The sequence below is a fragment of the Brachybacterium muris genome (assembly GCF_016907455.1).
In the GTDB taxonomy this organism is placed as follows: domain Bacteria; phylum Actinomycetota; class Actinomycetes; order Actinomycetales; family Dermabacteraceae; genus Brachybacterium; species Brachybacterium muris.
The window spans coordinates 1,458,333-1,479,957 of the sequence record NZ_JAFBCB010000001.1 but is presented as its reverse complement, the minus strand read 5'-3'; the positions used below and the strand labels follow the sequence as shown (position 1 = coordinate 1,479,957).

Annotated in this window: 22 protein-coding genes; 1 reads left to right on the top strand and 21 read right to left on the bottom strand. The window is 71.1% G+C overall.

Annotated features, from left to right (window positions below):
• Positions 1–4: 4 nt before the first annotated feature.
• The 19 genes from JOD52_RS06830 to JOD52_RS06740 form a co-directional block, all read right to left on the bottom strand.
• Positions 5–691: a Trp biosynthesis-associated membrane protein gene (locus JOD52_RS06830; RefSeq protein WP_042343158.1), complete on the bottom strand. Its 687-nt coding sequence runs from the start codon at positions 689–691 to the stop codon at positions 5–7.
• Positions 688–2,289 carry an anthranilate synthase component I gene (locus JOD52_RS06825; RefSeq protein WP_204409161.1) on the bottom strand — a complete coding sequence of 534 codons (1,602 nt, stop codon included), beginning with the start codon at positions 2,287–2,289 and terminating at the stop codon, positions 688–690. The genes JOD52_RS06830 and JOD52_RS06825 overlap by 4 nt, the downstream gene beginning before the upstream one ends.
• Positions 2,286–2,684 carry a phosphoribosyl-AMP cyclohydrolase gene (hisI, locus tag JOD52_RS06820; protein ID WP_017823609.1) on the bottom strand — a complete coding sequence of 133 codons (399 nt, stop codon included), beginning with the start codon at positions 2,682–2,684 and terminating at the stop codon, positions 2,286–2,288. Before hisI ends, JOD52_RS06825 begins: the two co-directional genes overlap by 4 nt.
• Complete coding sequence (gene metK / locus JOD52_RS06815; RefSeq protein WP_017823610.1) at positions 2,681–3,886, bottom strand: methionine adenosyltransferase; 1,206 nt, start codon at positions 3,884–3,886, stop codon at positions 2,681–2,683. Before metK ends, hisI begins: the two co-directional genes overlap by 4 nt.
• Complete coding sequence (gene coaBC / locus JOD52_RS06810; RefSeq protein ID WP_204409160.1) at positions 3,883–5,169, bottom strand: bifunctional phosphopantothenoylcysteine decarboxylase/phosphopantothenate--cysteine ligase CoaBC; 1,287 nt, start codon at positions 5,167–5,169, stop codon at positions 3,883–3,885. The genes metK and coaBC overlap by 4 nt, the downstream gene beginning before the upstream one ends.
• Before the next feature lie 4 nt (positions 5,170–5,173).
• A complete protein-coding gene (rpoZ, locus tag JOD52_RS06805) occupies positions 5,174–5,536 on the bottom strand; it encodes a DNA-directed RNA polymerase subunit omega (RefSeq protein WP_017823612.1) in 363 nt (120 codons plus the stop codon).
• An 80-nt stretch (positions 5,537–5,616) separates the two neighbouring features.
• The gene (gene gmk, locus JOD52_RS06800) at positions 5,617–6,213 is read right to left on the bottom strand and encodes a guanylate kinase (protein ID WP_017823613.1); all 597 of its coding nucleotides are present in this window, start codon (positions 6,211–6,213) and stop codon (positions 5,617–5,619) included.
• On the bottom strand, positions 6,210–6,536 hold the full coding sequence (mihF, locus tag JOD52_RS06795; protein WP_017823614.1) for an integration host factor, actinobacterial type: 327 nt from the start codon (positions 6,534–6,536) through the stop codon (positions 6,210–6,212). Before mihF ends, gmk begins: the two co-directional genes overlap by 4 nt.
• A gap of 107 nt (positions 6,537–6,643) precedes the next feature.
• Complete coding sequence (gene pyrF, locus JOD52_RS06790) at positions 6,644–7,525, bottom strand: orotidine-5'-phosphate decarboxylase (RefSeq protein ID WP_017823615.1); 882 nt, start codon at positions 7,523–7,525, stop codon at positions 6,644–6,646.
• Positions 7,522–10,908, bottom strand: a complete 3,387-nt coding sequence (gene carB, locus JOD52_RS06785; protein WP_017823616.1) for a carbamoyl-phosphate synthase large subunit — start codon at positions 10,906–10,908, stop codon at positions 7,522–7,524. The genes pyrF and carB overlap by 4 nt, the downstream gene beginning before the upstream one ends.
• Positions 10,908–12,104: a glutamine-hydrolyzing carbamoyl-phosphate synthase small subunit gene (gene carA, locus JOD52_RS06780; protein WP_017823617.1), complete on the bottom strand. Its 1,197-nt coding sequence runs from the start codon at positions 12,102–12,104 to the stop codon at positions 10,908–10,910. Before carA ends, carB begins: the two co-directional genes overlap by 1 nt.
• Positions 12,101–12,601 carry a PH-like domain-containing protein gene (locus JOD52_RS06775; RefSeq protein ID WP_204409159.1) on the bottom strand — a complete coding sequence of 167 codons (501 nt, stop codon included), beginning with the start codon at positions 12,599–12,601 and terminating at the stop codon, positions 12,101–12,103. Before JOD52_RS06775 ends, carA begins: the two co-directional genes overlap by 4 nt.
• A 4-nt stretch (positions 12,602–12,605) precedes the next feature.
• Positions 12,606–13,940 carry a dihydroorotase gene (locus JOD52_RS06770; protein ID WP_204409158.1) on the bottom strand — a complete coding sequence of 445 codons (1,335 nt, stop codon included), beginning with the start codon at positions 13,938–13,940 and terminating at the stop codon, positions 12,606–12,608.
• Positions 13,937–14,893 (bottom strand): aspartate carbamoyltransferase catalytic subunit, encoded by a 957-nt coding sequence (locus JOD52_RS06765; protein ID WP_204409157.1) that lies wholly within the window; start codon positions 14,891–14,893, stop codon positions 13,937–13,939. Before JOD52_RS06765 ends, JOD52_RS06770 begins: the two co-directional genes overlap by 4 nt.
• Positions 14,890–15,504, bottom strand: coding sequence for a bifunctional pyr operon transcriptional regulator/uracil phosphoribosyltransferase PyrR (gene pyrR / locus JOD52_RS06760; RefSeq protein WP_042343163.1), 615 nt, complete (start codon positions 15,502–15,504; stop codon positions 14,890–14,892). The genes JOD52_RS06765 and pyrR overlap by 4 nt, the downstream gene beginning before the upstream one ends.
• A 68-nt stretch (positions 15,505–15,572) precedes the next feature.
• Positions 15,573–16,112, bottom strand: coding sequence for a transcription antitermination factor NusB (gene nusB / locus JOD52_RS06755; protein WP_017823622.1), 540 nt, complete (start codon positions 16,110–16,112; stop codon positions 15,573–15,575).
• A 1-nt stretch (position 16,113) separates the two neighbouring features.
• Positions 16,114–16,671 carry an elongation factor P gene (efp, locus tag JOD52_RS06750; RefSeq protein ID WP_017823623.1) on the bottom strand — a complete coding sequence of 186 codons (558 nt, stop codon included), beginning with the start codon at positions 16,669–16,671 and terminating at the stop codon, positions 16,114–16,116.
• A 99-nt stretch (positions 16,672–16,770) separates the two neighbouring features.
• Positions 16,771–17,376, bottom strand: coding sequence for a MarR family transcriptional regulator (locus JOD52_RS06745; protein WP_017823624.1), 606 nt, complete (start codon positions 17,374–17,376; stop codon positions 16,771–16,773).
• Positions 17,377–17,443: 67 nt separating this feature from the next.
• A complete protein-coding gene (locus JOD52_RS06740; RefSeq protein ID WP_017823625.1) occupies positions 17,444–19,048 on the bottom strand; it encodes an ABC-F family ATP-binding cassette domain-containing protein in 1,605 nt (534 codons plus the stop codon).
• 217 nt (positions 19,049–19,265) lie between these two features.
• Between JOD52_RS06740 and ald the strand changes: the two genes are divergently transcribed.
• A complete protein-coding gene (gene ald, locus JOD52_RS06735; RefSeq protein WP_204409156.1) occupies positions 19,266–20,384 on the top strand; it encodes an alanine dehydrogenase in 1,119 nt (372 codons plus the stop codon).
• Positions 20,385–20,462: 78 nt separating this feature from the next.
• Here ald and JOD52_RS06730 read toward each other — a convergent pair whose 3' ends face one another.
• Together JOD52_RS06730 and sufC are read right to left on the bottom strand one after the other, a co-directional pair.
• On the bottom strand, positions 20,463–20,801 hold the full coding sequence (locus JOD52_RS06730) for a metal-sulfur cluster assembly factor (protein WP_017823627.1): 339 nt from the start codon (positions 20,799–20,801) through the stop codon (positions 20,463–20,465).
• 13 nt (positions 20,802–20,814) lie between these two features.
• Entirely contained in the window at positions 20,815–21,573 is a 759-nt protein-coding gene (gene sufC, locus JOD52_RS06725) for a Fe-S cluster assembly ATPase SufC (protein ID WP_204409155.1), read from the bottom strand.
• Positions 21,574–21,625: the final 52 nt, after the last annotated feature.

Here is a 21,625-nt window from a genome sequence, read left to right as displayed (position 1 = left end):
GGGCTCATTGTGCCACGTCGTGGCGCGGCGATCGGTCCTCGCCCACCGCGTCGTGTCCCCGGTCGGGCTCGGGACCGGTGTGCTGGGCGGGATCGACCTCGTACTCGGTGGGATCCTGGCCGCGGGTCAGGGCGTCCCAGGCAGCGGCCGGGTCGTCCTGCGGGGACGCGGCAGCGGCCTGTGGGGCGGCGACGGCAGCGCTGCGGTAGCGGCTGCCGGTGCGCCAGCGGCCTCCGGCCACGAGGACCGCGAGGCCGGCGAGGGCGACGAGCACCGCGGGGACCACGGCCAGCAGCGGCCAGGTGCCCGTGGTGGCATGCAGGTCACCGCCGAGCAGCCCGGTGGCGCGGGCGACGCCCGCCCGGGCTGCGGCCTCGGGGTCCAGGAAGACTCCCGCGCTGAGCACGGCGGCCGTTGCCCCGGTGAGCACCAGGACGGGACCGGTCACCCAGCGCACCCAGACCGAGGACAGGGCGCTGGCGAGCGATGCGGCCGCGCCTACCAGCCCCAGGGCCATCACCGCCGGGGCGGCCTCCTGCCCGGTGACGGGCACCTCGATGACGGTGCCGGTGAGATCGGGGGCGGTGGCCCGGAGCCATTCGAGGGCGGTGGTCCCGGCCAGCGCCAGTGACGATGCCAGGCCCAGCAGCACCACGACTGGTTTGGTCAGGCGGTCCAGTACGGCAGTCATGCCGGCCGCAGGGTCTCGGACGAGGCGACGGCGCGCAGTGCGGCGGCGGCCTTGGACTGGGTCTCGCGGTGCTCCATGGTGGGGTCGGAGTCGGCCACCACTCCCCCGCCGGACTGCACGTGGGCGGTGCCGTCCTTCAGCACGGCGGTGCGGATGGCGATCGCCATGTCCATGTCGCCGGCGAAGTCGATGTACCCCACGGTGCCGCCGTAGATACCGCGGCGCACGGGTTCGAGCCGGTCGATGATCCGCAGGGCCGAGGGCTTGGGCGCACCGGAGAGGGTGCCGGCCGGGAAGGTGGCCCGCAGGGCGTCGTAGGCGGTGGCGCCCTCACGGATGCGACCGGTGACGGTGGAGACGATGTGCTGGATGTGGGAGTACCGCTGGATGTGCATGAAATCGCGCACCACCACCGTGCCGGGGTCGCAGAACTTCTGCAGGTCGTTGCGGGCCAGGTCCACCAGCATCAGGTGCTCGGAGCGCTCCTTGGGGTCGGCCAGCAGCTGCTCGGCCAGTGCCTGGTCGGCCTCCGGGTCGGCGCCTCGGGGCCGCGAGCCGGCGATGGGGTGCGTGGTAGCTGTTCCGCCGCGCACTGTCACCAGGGACTCCGGGCTGGCGCCGACCACGTCGATGGGGGTGCCGTCGGCATCGGTGGTGCGCAGCAGGAACATGTACGGGCTGGGGTTCATGCGCCGCAGCACGCGGTACACGTCCAGGGGGTGCGCGGCCACCGGCAGCGAGAAGCGCTGGGAGGGCACCACCTGGAAGATCTCACCGTCGATGATGTCCTGGACGGCCTCGCGCACCGCCTGCTCGTACTCGAGCTGTGCGGTGCGGGCCTTGGGCTCGATCTCGCTGACGGTCTCGTAGACCATGGGGGCGGAGTCCAGCGGCCAGCGCAGCTTCTCCCGCATCGCCTCGAGGCGGGAGACGGCATCGTCGTAGGCATCGTCCACGCCGTCGTCGGTGCCGTTGAGGTTCAGGGCGTTGGCGACCAGCAGCACGGTGGAGTCGCGGGAGTCGTGCACGGCGACGTCCTGGGCCAGCAGCAGGGAGAGGTCCGGCAGGCCGATCTCGTCCGGGCCCGGGGACTCGAGCTTCTCCCAGTAGCGCACCGCGTCGTAGGCGACGAAGCCCACCAGGCCCCCGGTGAAGGGCGGCAGCTGGGGGTTGCGGGCGGCGCGGAAGGCGGCGGCGACATCGCGCAGGGCCTCCACCGGGGTGGTGCCCTCGGTGATGCCCACGGGCGCGTCCCCGCGCCAGAGGGCACGGCCGTCCTGCTCGGTGAGCGCCGCGCGGGCGCGGGAACCGATGATCGACCAGCGGGAGTCCTCGGCGTCGGCGGCCTGGCCGGCGGACTCCAGCAGGAAGGTGCCGGCCCCGTCGGTGCCGGCGGTCAGCCGGCGGTACAGCGAGACGGGGGTGTCCTCATCGGCAAGCAGCCGCAGGGTCACCGGCACGATGCGCTGCTGGGCGGCGAGGGTGCGGAAGGTGTCGCGGTCCGGTTCGATCCTGCCCAGGAGGTTGCCCTCGCGGCCTCGCACCAGCTCGGGGTAGGCCTGCTCGCGGGAGGTGGAGCCGGGGGCGGGGGTGCTCATACGTTGCGCTCCGTTACGGGGGTGACATAGGCGGGGAGCTCGGAACCGTCGAAACAGGTGTCGGTGCCCCGGTGGCAGGCGGCGCCCACCTGGTCCACCTGGACCAGCAGGGTGTCGCCGTCGCAGTCCAGGGCGACCGATCGCACCCATTGCACATGGCCGCTGGTGTCGCCCTTGCGCCAGTACTCGCCGCGGGAACGGGACCAGTAGGTGGCACGACCGGTGGTGAGGGTGCGGTGCAGGGCCTCGTCGTCCATCCAGCCCACCATCAGCACCCGGTGGTCGGTGGCGTCCTGCACCACGGCTGTGACCAGGCCTGCCCCGTCCCGCTTGAGGCGCGCGGCGATCGTCGGGTCCAGGGAGCTCGCGGGCTCGGCGGGGTGGGGCGTGGTCACAGGGCCCGCTCCAGCTCCTCGACGCGGTCGGCCTGCTCCCAGGTGAACTCGGGCAGTTTACGACCGAAGTGCCCGCCGGTGGAGGTGAGCCGGTAGATGGGGCGCAGCAGGTCCAGGGCGTCGATCAGTGCGGCGGGGCGCAGGTCGAACACCTTGCGCACCGCGGCGGCGATCTGGTGGTCGGGGCGCACGCCGGTGCCGAACGTCTCCACGTACAGGCCCATGGGCTCTGCCACGCCGATGGCGTAGGCCACCTGCACCTCGCAGCGCTTGGCCAGGCCCGCGGCGACGATGTTCTTGGCGACCCAGCGCATCGCGTAGGCGCCGGAGCGGTCCACCTTCGAGGGGTCCTTGCCGGAGAAGGCGCCGCCGCCGTGGCGTGCCATGCCGCCGTAGGTGTCCACGATGATCTTGCGGCCGGTGAGCCCGGCGTCGCCCTTGGGGCCGCCGATCACGAAGCGCCCGGAGGGGTTGATGTGGGTGGTGACGTCTGCGATGTCCAGGCCCAGTGCTCCCAGTTCCTCCAGGACGGGGGCGATGACCACCTTGTGCAGGGCGGGGGCCAGCTGGGTGTCCAGGTCGATCTCCTCGGCGTGCTGGCTGGAGACCACGATGGCCTCCACGCTGCGGGCCACGCCCTGCTCGTCGTAGCCGATGGAGACCTGGGTCTTGCCGTCGGGCCGCAGGTAGGGCAGGACACCGTCGCGGCGGGCCCGGGAGAGGTTCCTGGTGAGCGTGTGGGCGGCGTGGATCGGCAGCGGCATCAGCTCGGGGGTGTCGTCGCACGCGTAGCCGAACATGAGGCCCTGATCCCCGGCACCCAGGCGGGCGTAGGCCTCGTCGCTGCCGCCGCGGGACTCGAAGGAGGTCTCCACCCCGGCGGAGATATCGTCGGACTGGGAGCCAATCGACACCTCGATGCCGCAGGAGTCGGCGTCGAAGCCCTTCTCCGAGGAGTCGTAGCCGATCTCCCGGATCACGTCGCGCACGATCCGAGCCACGTCGCTGTACCCCTTGGTGCGGACCTCGCCGGCCACGTGCACCAGGCCCGTGGTGACCATGGTCTCCACGGCGACACGGGCGCCGCGGTCCTGGGCCAGCATGTCGTCGAGGATCGCGTCGGAGATCTGGTCGCAGATCTTGTCGGGGTGGCCCTCGGTGACGGACTCGGAGGTGAAGGTGCGCAGCTCGCTGGAACTCATGCGGTCAAGGGTACGTCCGGGAGCCGACGGACGAGCTCATCGAGCACGGCGTGGGCGACCTCGGTCTTGCTGCCCTCGGCGGAGGCGACCTGCTCGCCGTCGGCGTCGAGGATCCGCACGGCGTTGTCGGCCGAGCCGAACACCCCGGCGGTGACATCGTTGAAGACCAGCAGGTCGGCACCCTTGCGGCGGGCCTTCTGCTGGGCGAGCTCGAATGCGGTGTGCCCCTCGCCACCGGTCTCGGCGGCGAAGCCCACGATCGCGGGCCGCTGCCCGTCCCCGCGCCAGGTGACCGTGGTGCGCAGCACGTCCTCGGTGCGGCGCAACGGGATCGACGGGGCCTCGTCAGTGCCCCCGGCACCCTCAGCACTGTCCCCGTTGTCGGTCTTCTTGATCTTGGCCTCCGACCGCTGGGCGGCTGTGAAGTCGGCGACGGCGGCTGCCATGATCACGGCATCGGCCCGGTCGCGCTGCTCGGCGACGAGGGAGGCCAGCTGGGCCGCGCTGGTGACATCGCGGCGGTCAGCACCCGGAGGGGTCTCGAGGTCCACGCTCGCAGCGGCCAGGGTCACCCTCGCGCCGCGAGCCAGTGCCGCGTGGGCCAGCGCCCAGCCCTGCCGGCCCGAGGAGTGGTTGGCCAGGAAGCGCACCGGGTCAAGTTCCTCGCGGGTGCCGCCGGCGCTGATCAGCAGGTGACGACCACTGAGGTCCTGCTGCACGCCACCGAGTGCAGTGCGGGGGGCGGCGATGGCTGCGCGGGCAGCATCGAGGATCGCGGTGGGCTCGGGGAGTCGGCCCGGGCCTGAGTCGGGGCCGGTGAGGCGGCCCACGGCCGGCTCCAGCACGATCACACCGCGCTCACGCAGCACGGCGACGTTCTCCACCGTGGCGGGGTGCTCCCACATCTCGGTGTGCATCGCCGGGGCGATCACCACGGGTGCCCGCGTCACCAGGAGCGAGGCCGTGAGCAGGTCGTCGGCGCGGCCGGCGCGCATCCGGGCCAGCAGGTCGGCGGTGGCCGGAGCGATGACCACCAGATCGGCGTCCTGGCCGATGCGCACGTGGGCGACCTCGTCGACGTGCTCGAACACGCTGGTGAGGACCTTGTTGTGGCTGAGGGCCTCCCAGGTGGCGGCGCCCACGAACTCCAGCGAGGAGCGCGTGGGGATCACCTGCACCTGGGCGCCCTCGCCCACCAGGCCGCGCAGCAGCAGTGCGCTCTTGTACGCGGCGATGCCGCCGCCCACGCCCAGCAGGACGCGGGCACCGGCCAGGCTGCTCATCCGATCAGAAGGAGAAGTCGGACGGGGGGATCTCGGGGGCGTCGTCACCCAGCACCAGGGGTGCGGGGCCGTCGTCCTCGGCGGCCTGGGCCGCTGCCTCCTCGGCCTCGTCGATCTCGCGGACGGTCAGCAGGCCCTCGTCGATCTCGCGCAGGGCGATCGACAGCGACTTCTCCTGGTTGTCCACGTCCACCAGCGGGCCCACGAACTCCAGCAGGCCCTCGGAGAGCTGCGAGTAGTAGGCGTTGATCTGGCGGGCACGCTGGGATGCGTACAGCACCAGGGCGTACTTGGAGTCGACGGTCTCCAGGAGCCTGTCGATGGGCGGGTTCGTGATGCCTTCGGGATGGGCGACGGTTCCGGCCACGGAAGTCCCTTCGTAGAGGATGGTGCGACACTCCAGGATACGCCCCAGGGCCGTGGGAGGCCAGGCGAGGGAGTGCGTGGTCAGGTGAGGTGCCCCACGCCCATCAGGGCGGCGAGCTGGGCGGATGCCCGATCCACGGTGTCGTTGACGATGGTCACGTCGAACTCCGCTTCGGCGGCGAGCTCGATGCGGGCGGTGGCCAGGCGGCGCTCCCGCTCCTCCTCGGATTCGGTGCCGCGGCCCACGAGCCGCTCGACCAGGGTGTCCCAGTCCGGGGGCGCGAGGAACACGAACCGGGAGTCCGGGAGGGTCTCGCGCACCTGCCGGGCCCCGGCGAGGTCGATCTCCAGCAACACGGGGCGACCGGCGGCGACGGCCTCATCCACCGGGCCGCGCGGGGTGCCGTAGCGGTGGCGGCCGTGCACCACGGCCCACTCCAGCATCTGGCCGTCCTCGACCAGGCGGGTGAACTCGTCCTCGTCGAGGAAGTAGTAGTGCACGCCGTCGCGCTCACCGGGGCGCGGGGCACGGGTGGTCGCGGAGACGGAGAGCCAGATCTCCGGGTAGCGGGCGCGGATGGCCGCTGAGACGGTCCCCTTGCCCACGGCGGTGGGGCCGGCGAGGACCGTGACCGGGGCCGGTGTTACGGGGACACCGGCCCCCGGGGTACGGGTCACTCCGAGAAGTGCGCGACGAGCTTCTCCGCCTGATGGGAGCCGAGGCCGCGGATCTTGCGGGACGGGGAGATGCCGATCTCCTCCATGATCTGCTGCGCCTTGACCTTGCCGACGCCCGGCAGGGCCTCCAGCAGGGCGGAGACGCGCAGACGGCCGACGATCTCGTTGGTCTCGGCCTCGGCCAGGACCTTCGAGATCTCTTCGCCGCGACGGCCGGCGCTGTCCTTCAGGCGAGCCTTGATCGCAGCGCGCTCACGACGGGCCTCGGCGGCCTTCTTGAGGGCGTCCGCCCGCTGCTCGGGGGTGAGGGGAGGGAGAGCCACGGTTCTTACCTCTTGTTCTTCGGCGTTCGTGATCGGTTCCGGCTGGAGCCGGACGTGGGTAGAGCGTAACCCCATCATGGTGGCGGGGCGCACACCTGACACGCTTTTTACCTGGTGGGCGCGTCGGGCGCGACCTCCGTGTAGAGCTTTCGGAGCTGCTCGGCACGCTCCGACAGGCCGTCCGGGTCGGGGCCTGCGGCCAGCAGCCCGCGCGACAGACTGACCAGCACCCTGCCGGCTGACTGCCCGAACACCTCCGCGAGCTGGGCTGGACCTGCTCCCTGAGCCCCGAAACCGGGCGCCAGCAGGGGTGATGTCGGTGCTGCAGCATCGAGCCCCAGGCGGGTGAAGGCGTCCTCGACGGTGGCCCCGACGACCAGCCCCACGCTCCCCCAGGACCCGGCTCCGCCGCGCCCCACGGACTCGGCGTGTCGCGCCACGTCCACGGCCAGGGCGGAGCCGCCGGCGGTGCGGGCGTGCTGCACGGCTCCGGCTCCGGGATTGGAGGTCAGCGCGAGCACGAACAGGCCCTTGCCGTGCTCGAGTGCGAGGTCCACCGCGGGGTCCAGGGAGCCGGCCCCCAGGTACGGGCTCACGGTGATCGCATCCGCCTCCAGCGGCGCACCGGGGCGCAGGTGCGCCTGGGCGTACGCGCCCATGGTGGAGCCGATGTCCCCGCGCTTGACGTCCAGCACGGTGAGCACACCGCGCTCTCGTGCACGGGCCAGCAGCTCCTCCAGCACCGCCACCCCGGCGGAGCCGTGGCGCTCGTAGAAGGCCGACTGCGGCTTGATGCCGCACACCCGACCTGCCACCGCGTCCAGCGCCGTGAGGGAGAACTCCCGCAGTCCGGCCGGGGTGTCGGGCAGGACCCAGGCCGCCAGCAGGGAGGCATGGGGGTCGATGCCGGCGAGGATCGGGCCGTGCTCGGCGACGGAGAGCTGGAGCCGCCGGCCGAAGGCGGCCGGGATCCTGGCCGGCTCGCTCATGCGCTGACCTCGGCTCCCGATGCTGCGGCTCCCGATGCCGCCGCTGCCCGGGCGCTCTCCAGGCGTGCCGTGTGGGCCTGCAGGCTGGTCACGGCGAAGGGTTCCTCCGGCAGCGCCTCGATGGCCTGGACCGCCGCCTGGAACTCCTGCAGCGTGGTGATGATCGGGATGTCCATGCTGGTGGCGGCAGCACGGATGGCGTAGCCGTCGGCGCGGGCGTTGGTGCCGGAGGGCGTGTTGACCACCAGCGACACCTCCCCGGACTCGATCAGGTCGATCACGCTGGCGTCCTCCCCCGGCTGCGAGGCCTTGCGCAGCACCCTGCAGGGGATCCCGGAGCGGCGTAGGGTGCGGCCGGTCCCCTCGGTGGTGAGCACCTCGAAGCCGAGGGCGGCCAGGCGAGCGACCGCGAGCACCACCCCGCGCTTGTCGCGGTCGGACACGGACACGAACACCGCGCCGGAGGTGGGCAGGCCCTGCCCGGCGATCGCGAGCTGCGACTTGGCGAAGGCCAGCGGGAAGGTGGAGTCCATGCCCATCACCTCGCCGGTGGAGCGCATCTCCGGCCCCAGCAGGGAGTCCACGGCGTGTCCGTCGCGGGTGCGGAACCGCTTGAACGGCAGCACCGCCTCCTTGACCGAGATGGGGGCGTCCTCCGGCAGGTCCGTGCCGTCGCCGTGAGCGGGCAGCAGTCCCTGCTCGCGCAGCTCGGCGACGGTGCGGCCCATCTTCACCAGGGCTGCGGCCTGAGCGAGCTGCACCCCGGTGGCCTTGGAGACGAAGGGCACCGTGCGCGATGCCCGCGGGTTGGCCTCCAGGACGTAGAGCACGTCCTGGGCGAGGGCGTACTGGACGTTCAGCAGGCCGCGCACGCCCACGCCCTCGGCGATGGCCCGGGTGGAAGTGCGGATGCGGTCGACGACGTCCTCCCCCAGTGCCACGGGCGGCAGGGTGCACGCGGAGTCGCCGGAATGGATACCGGCCTCCTCGATGTGCTCCATGATGCCCCCGATGTACAGGTCCTGCCCGTCGAACAGGGCGTCCACGTCGATCTCGGTGGCGGTGTCCAGGAAGCGGTCGATCAGGATCGGGGCCTCCGCGCGGCCGGTCTCCGGGAGGTTGCGGGCCACGTAGTCGACCAGGCCCTCCTCGTCGTACACGATCTCCATGCCGCGACCGCCCAGCACGTAGCTGGGGCGAACCAGCACCGGGTAGCCCACCTCGGCGGCGACCGTGCGGGCGTCGTCCAGGGCCCAGGCGGTGCCGTAGGGAGGGGCGGGCAGGCCCGCACGGGCCAGGACTGCCCCGAAGGCTCCTCGGTCCTCGGCGGCGTCGATGGCGGTGGGGTCGGTGCCCAGGATCGGCAGGCCCGCGTCCTGCAGGCGGCGTGCCAGGGACAGCGGGGTCTGGCCGCCCAGCTGCACGATGACGCCGGCCACCGGGCCGGCGGCGATCTCCGCCTCGTACACCTCCAGCACGTCCTCGAAGGTGAGCGGCTCGAAGTAGAGGCGGTCGGCCACGTCGTAGTCGGTGGAGACGGTCTCGGGGTTGCAGTTGACCATGACGGTCTCGTACCCCAGGCCGTCCTCGGTCTCGGCCCTGCCCAGGGCGATCGCGGCGTGCACGCAGGAGTAGTCGAACTCGATGCCCTGTCCGATGCGGTTGGGGCCGGAGCCCAGGATCAGCACGGCAGCCCGCTCGCGGGGCTCCACCTCGGTCTCCTGGTCGTAGGTGGAGTAGTGGTAGGGGGTGCGGGAGGCGAACTCCGCGGCGCAGGTGTCCACCGTCTTGTACACGGGGTTGATGCCGAGGGCCTCGCGCACGCCCTTGATCACCTCGCCGGAGACGTGGCGCAGCTGCCCGATCTGGTCGTCGGACATGCCGTGGCGCTTGGCGAGCCGCAGCTGGTGGGTCCCCAGCACGGCGCTGCTGCGGATGTCGGCGGCGATCTCCTGGACCTGCAGCATCTGGTCCAGGAACCAGCGGTCGATGGCGGTGGCCTCGTAGAGGCGTTCGACGGTCTCGGCGGGGTCCACCACGCCCTCGGCGGCAGCACGCAGAACACGCGAGATGCGCACCAGTCGGGTGTCGGTGGGGGTGCGCACCTGCTCGATCAGCTCGGCCACCTCGGCGGGGGTGGGGGCCTCGCCGCGGAAGTCCGGCACGGCGGAGGGCACGTCCAGGGAGCGCTGCGCCTTGCCGAGGGCCTCGGTGAAGCTGCGGCCCATCGCCATCGCCTCCCCCACGCTCTTCATGGTGGTGGTGAGGGTGGGGTCCGCCGCCGGGAACTTCTCGAAGGCGAAGCGCGGCACCTTCACGACCACGTAGTCCAGGGTGGGCTCGAAGCTGGCGGGGGTGGTGCCGGTGATGTCGTTGCGGATCTCGTCGAGGCTGTAGCCGATGGCCAGGCGGGCCGCGATCTTCGCGATCGGGAAGCCGGTGGCCTTGGAGGCCAGCGCCGAGGAGCGCGAGACGCGGGGGTTCATTTCGATCACGACGGTGCGGCCGGTCTCGGGGTGCACGGCGAACTGGACGTTGCAGCCGCCGGTGTCCACCCCCACCTCACGGATGATCCCGATGCCGAGGTCGCGCAGCTGCTGCAGCTCGACATCGGTGAGGGTGAGGGCCGGGGCCACCGTGACCGAATCGCCGGTGTGCACGCCCACCGGGTCCACGTTCTCGATGGAGCACACCACCACGCAGTTGTCCTTGTGGTCGCGCATCAGCTCCAGCTCGAACTCCTTCCACCCCAGGATGGACTCCTCCAGGAGCACCTCGGTGGTGGGCGAGTAGTGGAGGCCGGCACCGGCGATGTGGCGCAGGTCGGCCTCGTCGTAGGCCATGCCGGAGCCGAGGCCCCCCATGGTGAAGCTGGGGCGCACCACCATCGGGTAGCCCAGCTCCTCGGCCGCGGCCAGGCAGTCCTCCATGGTGTGGCAGATGACCGAGCGGGCGGACTCGCCGCCCACGCGCTCCACGACCTCCTTGAACTGGCTGCGGTCCTCGGCCTTCTGGATCGCGTCGAGGCTGGCGCCGATCATCTCCACGCCGAACTCCTCGAGCACGCCCTGCTCCGCCAGGGCCACGGCGGCGTTCAGCGCCGTCTGCCCGCCCAGGGTGGGCAGGATCGCGTCGGGGCGCTCGGCGGCGATGATCGAGCGGATGATGCCCGGATCGATCGGCTCGATGTAGGTGGCGTCGGCGATGCCGGGGTCGGTCATGATCGTGGCCGGGTTGGAGTTGACCAGGATGACCCGCAGGCCCTCCTCACGCAGCACCCGGCAGGCCTGGGTGCCGGAGTAGTCGAACTCCGCTGCCTGCCCGATCACGATGGGACCGGAGCCGATGACCAGGACGGAGGAGATATCGGTACGACGGGGCATCAGGACTCTTTCTTTCCTGCGGCGGAGCCGCTGCGGTGCTCGTGCACCAGCTGGGCCAGACGATCGAAGAGGTGGGCGGCGTCGTGCGGGCCGGCCGCGGCCTCGGGGTGGTACTGGACGGAGAAGGCGGGGATGTCGAGGCAGCGGATGCCCTCGACCACGTCGTCGTTGAGGCCCACGTGGGAGACCTCCACGCGGCCGTAGCGACCGCCGTCGTGGGGGGCGGTGTGCTGCCCGTCCAGGGGGATGTCCACGGCAAACCCGTGGTTGTGGGCGGTGATCTCGACCTTGCCGGTCGCCTTGTCCAGGACGGGCTGGTTGATGCCGCGATGCCCGTACTTCAGCTTGTAGGTGCCGAAGCCGAGGGCCCGTCCCAGCATCTGGTTGCCCAGGCAGATCCCGAAGTAGGGCAGGCCCGCATCGAGCACCCCGCGCAGCAGCTCCACCTGGTGGTCGGCGGTGGCGGGGTCCCCGGGGCCGTTCGAGAAGAACACGGCGTCCGGCGAGGCGGCCAGCAGCTCCTCCAGGGTGGTGGTGGCCGGCAGCAGGTGCACGCGCAGACCGCGCTCCAGCATGCTGCGGGGGGTGGCGCCCTTGATCCCGAGGTCCACGGCGGCGACCGTGCCGATCGCCTCCCCCTCGGGCTCCAGCAGCACCGGCTGGGCGATGGTGACCTCCTCGAGGAAGCCGGATCCCTCCATGGTGGGGGCGGAGCGCACGCGCTCCAGCAGTGCCCCCTCCCCCGCTTCCAGTGCCTCGCCGGAGAACACGCCGCCGCGCATGGCGCCGTGCTCGCGCAGGATGCGGGTGACCATGCGGGTGTCGATCCCGGCGATGCCCACCACCTCCTCGGCGGCCAGCAGTTCCTCCAGGCCCTGCTCGCTGCGCCAGTTGGAGGGGATGCGGCTGGCCTCGCGCACGGCGTAGCCGCGCACCCAGACCTTCCGCGACTCCATGTCGTGGGTGTTGACGCCGGTGTTGCCGATGTGGGGTGCGGTCTGCACGACGATCTGTCCGGCGTAGGAGGGGTCGGTGAGGGTCTCCTGGTATCCGGTCATGCCGGTGGAGAACACGACCTCGCCCAGGCGCTGGCCACGGGCCCCGTAGGCGGTGCCGTGGACCACGGTGCCGTCCTCGAGGATCAGCACGGCGGGGTCGTTGCGGGAACGTCGCGTGGTGGTGGGCTGTGCGGTCATGAGGTGTGCTCCTTCCGAAGCAGCAGGTCGTGGTCGGCGCGGCTGGTCAGGCGCAGGCCGGTGTCCAGCGCGGTGGAGTCGGGGCCGTGCTGCCAGCGGATCACCAGCAGTCCGTCGCCGCCGACGACCTTGCCTGCCATGCCGGGGGCGGCGGCGATGTCGAGCACGCGGTCGCCGTGGATAGTGAAGGAGGGGGCGCCCTCCCGCTCGATGCGCCAGGACCCTCCGGTGCCGCGGCTGAGGTGGGCGCGCGAGCGGGTGCCGAGGCCGTGGGCGACCACGCGCTCGAAGGGCTTGTCGGCCAGCACAGTGGAGACGTACACGGCCTCGAAGGGGCCTGCCTCCACGCCGCCGTCGAGGGTCTCGAGCGGTTCGTCGAGGTCGGGGGCGGGAAGGTCGGCCTGGCGGGCGCCGCGTCCGCGCCAGCCCAGGTACATCAGCGCGAGGATCCCCAGGAACACGCCCAGCAGGATCAGGGCGGGGACGAGCTGGTCCATCGGTTCAGCGCTCCTGGAGTGCGCCGTCGCGCACGGTGATGCGACCGTCGTGGACGGTGAGGCGGTTCAGGCCCGGCAGCTCCAGGCCCACGAAGGGACTGTTGGTGCTGCGGGAGGCGTGCTCGGCGGTGTCCACGACGCGGCGGGGCCGCGGATCCCACACCAGCAGGTGGGCGGGTGAGCCGACGGCGAGGGGGCGGCCGTGGTCCTCGTCGCGGGCGATCATGGCGGGGGTCTCCGAGAGGACCCGGGCCACGTCCCGCCAGGTGAGGGCGCCGGTGTCGACCATGGTGTGCTGCACGATCGGCAGTGCGGTCTCCAGCCCCGTCATGCCCATGGCGGCCTGGTCCCACTCGCGGTCCTTGGCATCGCGCAGGTGGGGGGCGTGGTCGGTGGCGACGATGTCGATGGTGCCGTCGGCCAGGCCCTGTCGCACGGCCTCCACGTCCTCCTGGGTGCGCAGCGGCGGGTTCACCTTGTACCGGGCGTCGAAGCCGCGCACCTCCTCATCGGTGAGCAGCAGGTGGTGCGGGGTGACCTCGGCGGTCACGGCGATGCCGCGCTGCTTGGCCCAGCGGACGATGTCGACGCTGCCGGCGCTGGACAGGTGGCACACGTGCAGGCGGGAGCCGACGTGGTGGGCCAGCAGCACGTCGCGGGCGATGACCGACTCCTCGGCGACGGCCGGCCAGCCGGTGAGCCCCAGCTCCGCGGAGACGACGCCTTCGTGCATCTGGGCGTTCTCGGTCAGGCGCGGGTCCTGGGCGTGCTGGGCGATGACCCCGTCGAAGGCCTTGACGTACTCCAGCGCACGGCGCATCAGCACCGGGTCGTGCACGCACTTGCCGTCGTCGCTGAACACCCGCACCTTGGCGCGGGAGTTCGCCATGGCGTCGAGCTCGGCGAGCCGCTCCCCCGCCAGTCCCACGGTCACCGCTCCGATGGGGCGCACGGTGCACCAGCCAGCGGCATCGCCGGTGCGGGCCACCTGCTCCACCACGCCCGCGGTGTCCGCGACAGGAGTGGTGTTGGCCATGGCGTGCACGGCGGTGAAGCCGCCGCGAGCGGCCGCCCGGGTGCCGGTCTCGACGGTCTCGGACTCCTCGCCGCCGGGCTCGCGCAGGTGGGTGTGGAGGTCCACGAGGCCGGGCAGGAGGATGCACCCGGTGGCGTCGATGACCTCCGTGTCCTCGGGCAGCCCCGCGGCCTCGAGGTCGGTGCCGATCGCGCTGATCACACCGCCGTCGATGAGCAGGTCGCAGGTCTCGTCGCCGTACAGGGACCCGCCGCGCACCAGGATCGGACGGTAGGTCCCGTGGGGGGTGGGCTGGGTGGTCATCGGGCATCCTCCCGGACGTCGGTGGCGAGCAGGTGGTAGAGGACGGCCATGCGCACGAACACGCCGGAGGCGACCTGTTCGACGATCACGCTGCGCTCGGAGTCGGCCACGTCTCCGGCGATCTCGAAGCCGCGGTTCATGGGGCCGGGGTGCATCACGATGGTGTGCCCGGGCAGGCGGGCAGCGCGCTGGGTGGACAGGCCGTAGCGGCGGGCGTACTCGCCCTCGGTGGGGAAGAACCCGCCGCCGACCATGCGCTCACGCTGCACGCGCAGCATCATCACGGCGTCGGGTCCGGCGGCGAGGGCCTCGTCGAGGTCGTAGAGCACCTCGCAGGGCCAGGCCCGGGCCCCGACAGGGACCAGGGCGGGCGGGGCCACGAGGGTGACGCGGGCCCCCAGCAGGGTCAGCAGCAGCACGTTGGAGCGGGCCACCCGGGAGTGCAGCACGTCGCCGACGATCACCACGTGCAGACCGTCCAGGCCGCCGTGATGGTCCCCGGACCGCAGATGGCGGCGCAGGGTGAAGGCGTCGAGCATGGCCTGGGTGGGGTGCTCGTGGGCTCCGTCCCCGGCGTTGATGATGGGCTGGTCGATCCAGCCGGCGTGGGCCAGCTGGTGGGCGGCGCCGGAGGACGCCGATCGCACCACGACGGCGTCGGCGCCCATGGCCTGCAGGGTCAGGGCGGTGTCCTTGAGGGACTCGCCCTTGGACAGGCTCGACCCCTTGGCGGAGAAGTTGATGACGTCGGCCGAGAGCCGCTTGGCGGCGGCTTCGAAGCTGATCCGGGTGCGGGTGGAGTCCTCGAAGAAGAGGTTCACCACGGTGGAGCCCAGCAGGGTGGGCAGCTTGCGGATCGAGCGGGACTGGGTCTCGGCCATGTGCTCGGCGGTGGCGAGCACCTCGATGGCCTGGCTGCGGTCCAGGTCGGCGATGGAGATGAAGTGCCTCATGCCGTCACCTCCGTGGCGGGGCGAAGGATGTCCACGAAGTCCTCGCCGTCGGTCTCGGTCAGGTGCACGAACACCCGCTCGCTGCGGGAGGTGGGGAGGTTCTTGCCCACGTGGTCGGCCCGGATGGGCAGTTCGCGGTGCCCGCGGTCCACCAGCACCGCCAGGCGCACGGCGGCGGGCCGACCGATCGCCCCCAGGGCGTCCAGGGCCGCGCGCACGGTGCGGCCGGAGTAGAGCACGTCGTCCACCAGCACCACGGTGCGGCCGTCGATGCCCTCGCGGGGGATGCGGGTGGGGCCGGGGGCGCGGGTGGGGTTCTTGCGCAGGTCGTCGCGGTACATCGTGATGTCCAGCGAGCCGTGCAGGCGGCGCACCTGCTCCTCAGTGTCGCCGTCACCTGCGGTGTCACCTCCCAGGCCCTCGGCGCGGACGATGTTCTCCGCGAGCCGGCGGGCCAGGGGGACGCCGCGGTGCGGGATGCCCAGCAGCACGAGGTCGTCGGCCCCGTGGCCGCTCTCGAGGATCTCGTGGGCGATGCGGGTCAGGGCGCGGCGGATCTCCTCCGCGCCGAGCACCCGGCTCCGATGGTCGGGGTATGACGGATCAGTCATCGTTATCTCCCTTGGGCGCCTCACAGGACGCGTCGTTAAAGGGTGGTCGAACGCAGTCTAGTGCGGGCTCAGCCCAGCAGGCCGCGCATGTCCAGCATGCGTTGCAGCAGCCCGTTGACGAAGCGCGGCGAGTCGTCCGTGGACAGCACTTCTGCGATCTTCGTGTATTCGCCCACGATCAGTCCGCGTGGCGTGTCCGCCTGCTCGGGACCATGCACCACCTCGGCGGTGCCCAGGCGCAGGATGGCCCGGTCCACGGCCGGCATGCGGTGCAGCGGCCAGTCACGGGAGTGGGTGGACAGCTGCTCGTCGATCTCCTCGACGTGCTGGGCGTACAGGGCCACCAGTTCCCGTGCGTAGGGCGGCAGTGGCGACTGGGCTGCGGTGCGGGCGATGCGGTCGCTGAGCACGTCGTTCACGTCGCGACGGCGGGCATCGGCCTCGTACACCACGTCCAGGGCGCGGATGCGGTCGCGACTTCGGCCGGTGAGCCTGTCGGTGCGGGCCGGGACGGTGCGCTCGAAGGCCACCTCCTCCCCCTCCCTGCCGGGAAGGGGGAGGCCGGGGTCCTTCTGCGGCTTTCCGGTGCTGCTGGAGGAGTCGGTCACCTCAGGCGCGTCCGAGGTAGTCGCCGGAGCGGGTGTCGACCTTGACCTTGGTGCCCTGCTCGAGGAACAGCGGCACCTGGATCTCGCGGCCGGTCTCCACGGTGGCGGGCTTGGTGCCGCCGCTGGAGCGGTCGCCCTGCAGGCCGGGCTCGGTGAAGGTGATCTCGAGCACCACGGAGGCGGGCAGCTCGATGTACAGCGGGGTGCCCTCGTGGAAGGCCACGATGACGTCCTGGCCCTCGAGCATGAAGTCCTTGGCGTCGCCCACCACGTCGGCGGCGACGTTGGTCTGCTCCCAGGTGGAGGTGTCCATGAACACGTACATGTCACCGTCGAGGTAGGAGTACTGCATGTCGCGACGGTCCACGGTGGCGGTCTCCACCTTCAGGCCGGCGTTGAAGGTCTTGTCCACGGACTTGCCGGACAGCACGTTCTTCAGCTTGGTGCGCACGAAGGCGGGGCCCTTGCCGGGCTTGACGTGCTGGAACTCGACAACGCTCCACAGCTGGTTCTCCAGCTTGAGGACCATTCCGTTCTTGAGGTCGTTCGTGGTCGCCATGGATCTCCTCGGATGTGCCGCGGGGCGTGGCGGCCGGGCGGCGGGGTCGGTGGGCTGCTCGGGCCGGGGCCGCGAGCGCTGGTCAAGGATAGCGCGCCGTCAGGAGGTCAGATCGATCATGGACAGCAGCCGCACCAGCAGGGGGTGGGCGGCGCTCTCCTCCCGCCAACCACTGGTCTTCAGCGAGCGGGAGACGGTCTGCTGGGTGATGCCGAGGTGCTCGGCGAGGTCGCGCTGGGTGATCCCGGGCCGTTCCCGCAGGGCGCGCACCACGCGCCACTGCCCGGTGTTGCGGGTGGCGATCATCCAGCCGATCAGGCGCAGCACCGCCTCTGCATCGGCGGCGGTGCCTGCCTGGCGGGGATCACCGGCCCTGACCGCGAGGGGCACCTGGGCGGTGGTGCGGGCGGCATGCAGCGCCTCCCGAGCGGCATCGACGGCGGGGCCGCGCAGGGCGCGGACCTCCTCGGGGAGGGGCTTGTCCACGGCTCCCACCCCGAGGCCGGTGCACCACCCGCCCAGTTCACTGGCGACGCGGATCACGTCCACGGCCTGCTCGGCGCGGTCCGCCACCACGATCGCCTCATCCCCGAGGGTGCGCTCTGCGGGGTGACGCAGGCCGAGCGGCGCGAGGGCGGAGGTGAGATCGGGCAACGGGTCGCCGCCGCGATGAGTGCGGGCCGGGGTGAGCAGCAGGACGTGCATGCGTGGACCCTACCACCTTGTACACATTTATTACGCTGTTATCGTCTGTACAGCGTGTTCCGGCAGCTCAGGCCAGCTGCACCAGCTCCTCGTACTCCGAGTTCCACAGGTCCTCCACCGCATCGGGCATCACCAGCACCCGCTCCGGGGACAGGGCCGTGACCGCACCGGGGTCGTGGGAGACCAGCACCACGGCACCCTCGAAGGCGGCCAGCGCCCCCAGGATCTCCTCACGGCTGGCGGGGTCGAGGTTATTGGTGGGCTCGTCCAGCAGCAGCACGTTCGCGCTGGAGACCACCAGTGTCGCCAGGGCCAGGCGGGTCTTCTCCCCGCCGGAGAGCACCCGGGCGGGCTTGTGCACGTCGTCCCCGGTGAACAGGAAGGAGCCCAGGATCTTGCGGGCCTCCACCTCGGGCAGCTCGATCGCGGCGCTCATCATGTTCTCCAGCACCGTGCGGTCCAGGTCCAGGGTCTCGTGCTCCTGGGCGTAGTAGCCGATGCGCAGCCCGTGGCCGGGCTGGATCTCCCCGGTGTCGGGAAGGTCCACCCCGGCGAGGATGCGCAGCAGGGTGGTCTTGCCGGCGCCGTTCAGGCCCAGGATCACCACCCTCGAGCCGCGGTCGATCGCCAGGTCCACGTCGGTGAAGATCTCCAGGCTGCCGTACGACTTCGAGAGCCCCTCGGCCATCAGCGGGGTCTTGCCGGACGGGGCGGGCTTGGGGAAGCGCAGGGAGGCCACGCGGTCCTTCTGGCGCTCCCCCTCGGTGGCGCTCAGCATCCGCTCGGCGCGGCGCAGCATGTTCTGCGCTGCGACGGCCTTGGTGGCCTTGGCGCGCATCTTCTCGGCCTGGGCGGTGAGGGCGGAGGCCTTCTTCTCGGCGCCCTGGCGCTCCCGCCGGCGGCGCTTCTCGTCGTCCTCGCGCTGGCGCAGGTACTGCTTCCAGCCCATGTTGTACACGTCGATCACGGCGCGGTTGGCATCGAGGTAGAACACCTTGTTGACCACCTGCTCCACCAGCTGCACGTCGTGGCTGATCACGATCAGACCACCGCGGTAGCTCATCAGGTACTCGCGCAGCCACACCACCGAGTCGGCGTCGAGGTGGTTGGTGGGCTCGTCGAGGATCATGGTGGTGGCCTGGGAGAACAGGATGCGGGCCAGTTCCACGCGGCGCCGCTGACCGCCGGAGAGGGTGCCCAGCTCCTGCTCCAGCAGCCGGTTGGGCAGGCCCAGGTTCGCGGCCATCCGCTTGGCCTCGGCCTCGGCGGCGTATCCGCCGACGGCATCGAGCTCGGCCTCCAGGCGCGGGTAGCGGTTCATGGCCTTCTCCCGCTTGGCCTCCGTAAGACTCATGTCGGCCATCTCCTCCTCCGCACGTCGCAGCCGGCGCAGCACCTCGTCCAGGCCGCGGGCGGAGAGGATGCGGGAGATCACGGACTCTGTGTCGTCGCCGCTGTGGGTGTCCTGGGGCAGGTAGCCCAGCTCCCCGCTCACCTCGACCCGACCCTCGGTGGGCTGGACGGTGCCGGAGAGCACCTTGGTCAGGGTGGTCTTACCGGCGCCGTTGCGCCCCACCAGACCCACCCGGTCGCCGTCCACCACCTGGAAGCTCACCTCGCTCATCAGCAGCCGTGCGCCGACGCGGACGGCGAGGTCGTGCACGGTGATCACCAGGGGACTCGCTTTCGATGTGGGGTGGGAGGCAGAGGGCACGTCGAGGCGCGCGGGCCGGGTTCGAGTGTAGGCGCACCACCAGGTTGCACCGAGGCATGTGACAGGCCTCTCCCCCCGGGACCCACGGCCTACGATCCCAGTTCGTCATTCATGAGAAGCTGGATCGGTACGGCCGCGTGAGGCGACCGACTTTCTATGCAAGGAGGCACCAGAGATGCGAGTGGGTGTTCCCCGCGAGGTCAAGAACAACGAGAACCGGGTGGGTCTTGCTGCCGCCGGTGTGTACGAGCTGGTGGACCGCGGCCACGACGTCGTGGTCGAGACCGGCGCCGGCGTGGGTGCCGGCGTCACCGATGACGAGTACCGCGCCGCCGGGGCCACGATCCTCGATTCGGCAGACAAGGTCTGGGAGCAGGCCGACCTGATCGTCAAGGTCAAGGAGCCGCTGGCGGAGGAGTACGAGCACATGCGCGAGGGGCAGCTGCTCTTCACGTACCTGCACCTCGCGGCGAACAAGCCTCTGGCTGAGGCGCTGATGGAGCGCAAGGTCACCTCCGTGGCCTACGAGACCGTCCAATTGCCCAACCGTTCTCTGCCGCTGCTGGCGCCGATGAGCGCGATCGCCGGTCGTCTGGCCACCCAGGTGGCCGCGTACCATCTGATGAGCCCTTTGGGCGGCTCCGGCAAGCTGATGGGCGGCGTGCCCGGCACCGACGAGGCCAAGGTCGTCGTGATCGGTGGCGGTGTGGTGGGCGAGCAGGCGGCCATCATGGCGCGCGGCCTGCATGCCAACGTCACCGTGATGGACGTGAACGTGGCCCGCCTGAACGAGATCTCCACCGTCCACAACGGCGACATCCTCACCCGCTACTCCAGCAAGCTGGACGTGACCGAGCTGGTCACCGGTGCCGACGTCGTGATCGGCTCGGTGCTGATCCCGGGGAAGAAGGCCCCCAAGCTCGTGACCGACGAGATGGTGTCCCAGATGAAGCCGGGCTCCGTGCTGGTGGACGTCGCGATCGACCAGGGCGGCTGCTTCGAGAACTCGAAGCCCACCACCCATGACGCTCCCACCTTCAAGGTCCACGACGCCGTGTTCTACTGCGTGGCGAACATGCCCGGTTCCGTGCCGAACACCGCCACCAAGGCGCTGAACAACGCGACCATCCCCTACGTGGTGAAGCTCGCGGGCAGCGAGGGCCTGGACGCCCTGAAGAAGGATGCGGCGCTGGCCAAGGGCCTGCACACCTACGAGGGCAAGCTGTACCACGACGGCACGGCCGAGGCCCACGGCATCGAGCTCTCGGACCCGTCCCAGCTGCTGGGCGCCTGAGCCGACAGAGCAAGGGCCCGCACTCCCCGATCGGGGGGTGCGGGCCCTTCTTCGTTCAGCTGCCCGGGGGCAGGCAGCTCAGAGGTTGAAGCCGATCGCGCGCAGCTGTTCGCGGCCGTCCTCGGTGATCTTCTCCATGCCCCACGGCGGCATCCACACCCAGTTGATGCGGTGGGACTCGGTGATGGGGTCCAGGGCAGCGAAGGTCTGCTCCTCGAGCAGGTCGGTGAGCGGGCAGGCGGCCGAGGTGAGCGTCATGTCCACCACGGCGTTGCCCTCCTCGACGGTCACGCCGTACACGAGGCCCAGGTCCACGACATTGATCCCCAGCTCGGGGTCGATGACGTCCTTCATGGCCTCGATGACCTGCTCGGAGGTGACGTGCTCCGAGGCGTCGGGGGCGGTGGTCTCAGTCATCGTCGCTCCTTGCTCAGGCGCTGGGGGTGAGGTAGCGGTCGTAGCCCTCGGACTCGAGGCGCTCGGCCAGCTCGGGGCCACCCTGCTCGGCGACCCTTCCGTTCACGAAGACGTGGACGAAGTCGGGCTTCACGTACTGCAGGATGCGGGTGTAGTGGGTGATCAGCATGATGCCCACCTCGGTGTTCTCCTTGGCGCGGTTGACGCCATCGGAGACGATGCGCAGCGCATCCACGTCCAGGCCGGAGTCGGTCTCGTCGAGGATGGCGATGCCGGGCTTGAGCAGCTGCATCTGCAGGATCTCGTGGCGCTTCTTCTCACCGCCGGAGAAGCCCTCGTTCACGTTGCGCTCGGCGAACACCGGGTCCATGCGGAGGTCCGCCATGGCGCCCTTCATGTCCTTGACCCAGGTGCGCAGAGCAGGCGCCTCGCCGTCGATCGCGGTCTTGGCGGTGCGCAGGAAGTTGGAGACGGTCACGCCGGGCACCTCGACGGGGTACTGCATGGCCAGGAACAGGCCGGCGCGGGCGCGCTCGTCCACGCTCATCTCCAGCACGTCCTCGCCGTCCAGGGTGACCGAACCGCTGGTGATTTCGTACTTGGGGTGGCCGGCGATGGCGTAGGCCAGGGTGGACTTGCCCGAGCCGTTGGGACCCATGATGGCGTGGGTCTCCCCCGCCTTGATGGTCAGGTCCACGCCCTTGAGGATCTCTTTGGTGCCCTCAGGGGTCTCGACGGTGGCGTGGAGGTCCTTGATCTCCAGGATCGACATGTGGTGGTTCTCCTCAGCTGTGTGACGACGTGCGTATGACGACGTAGTGCGT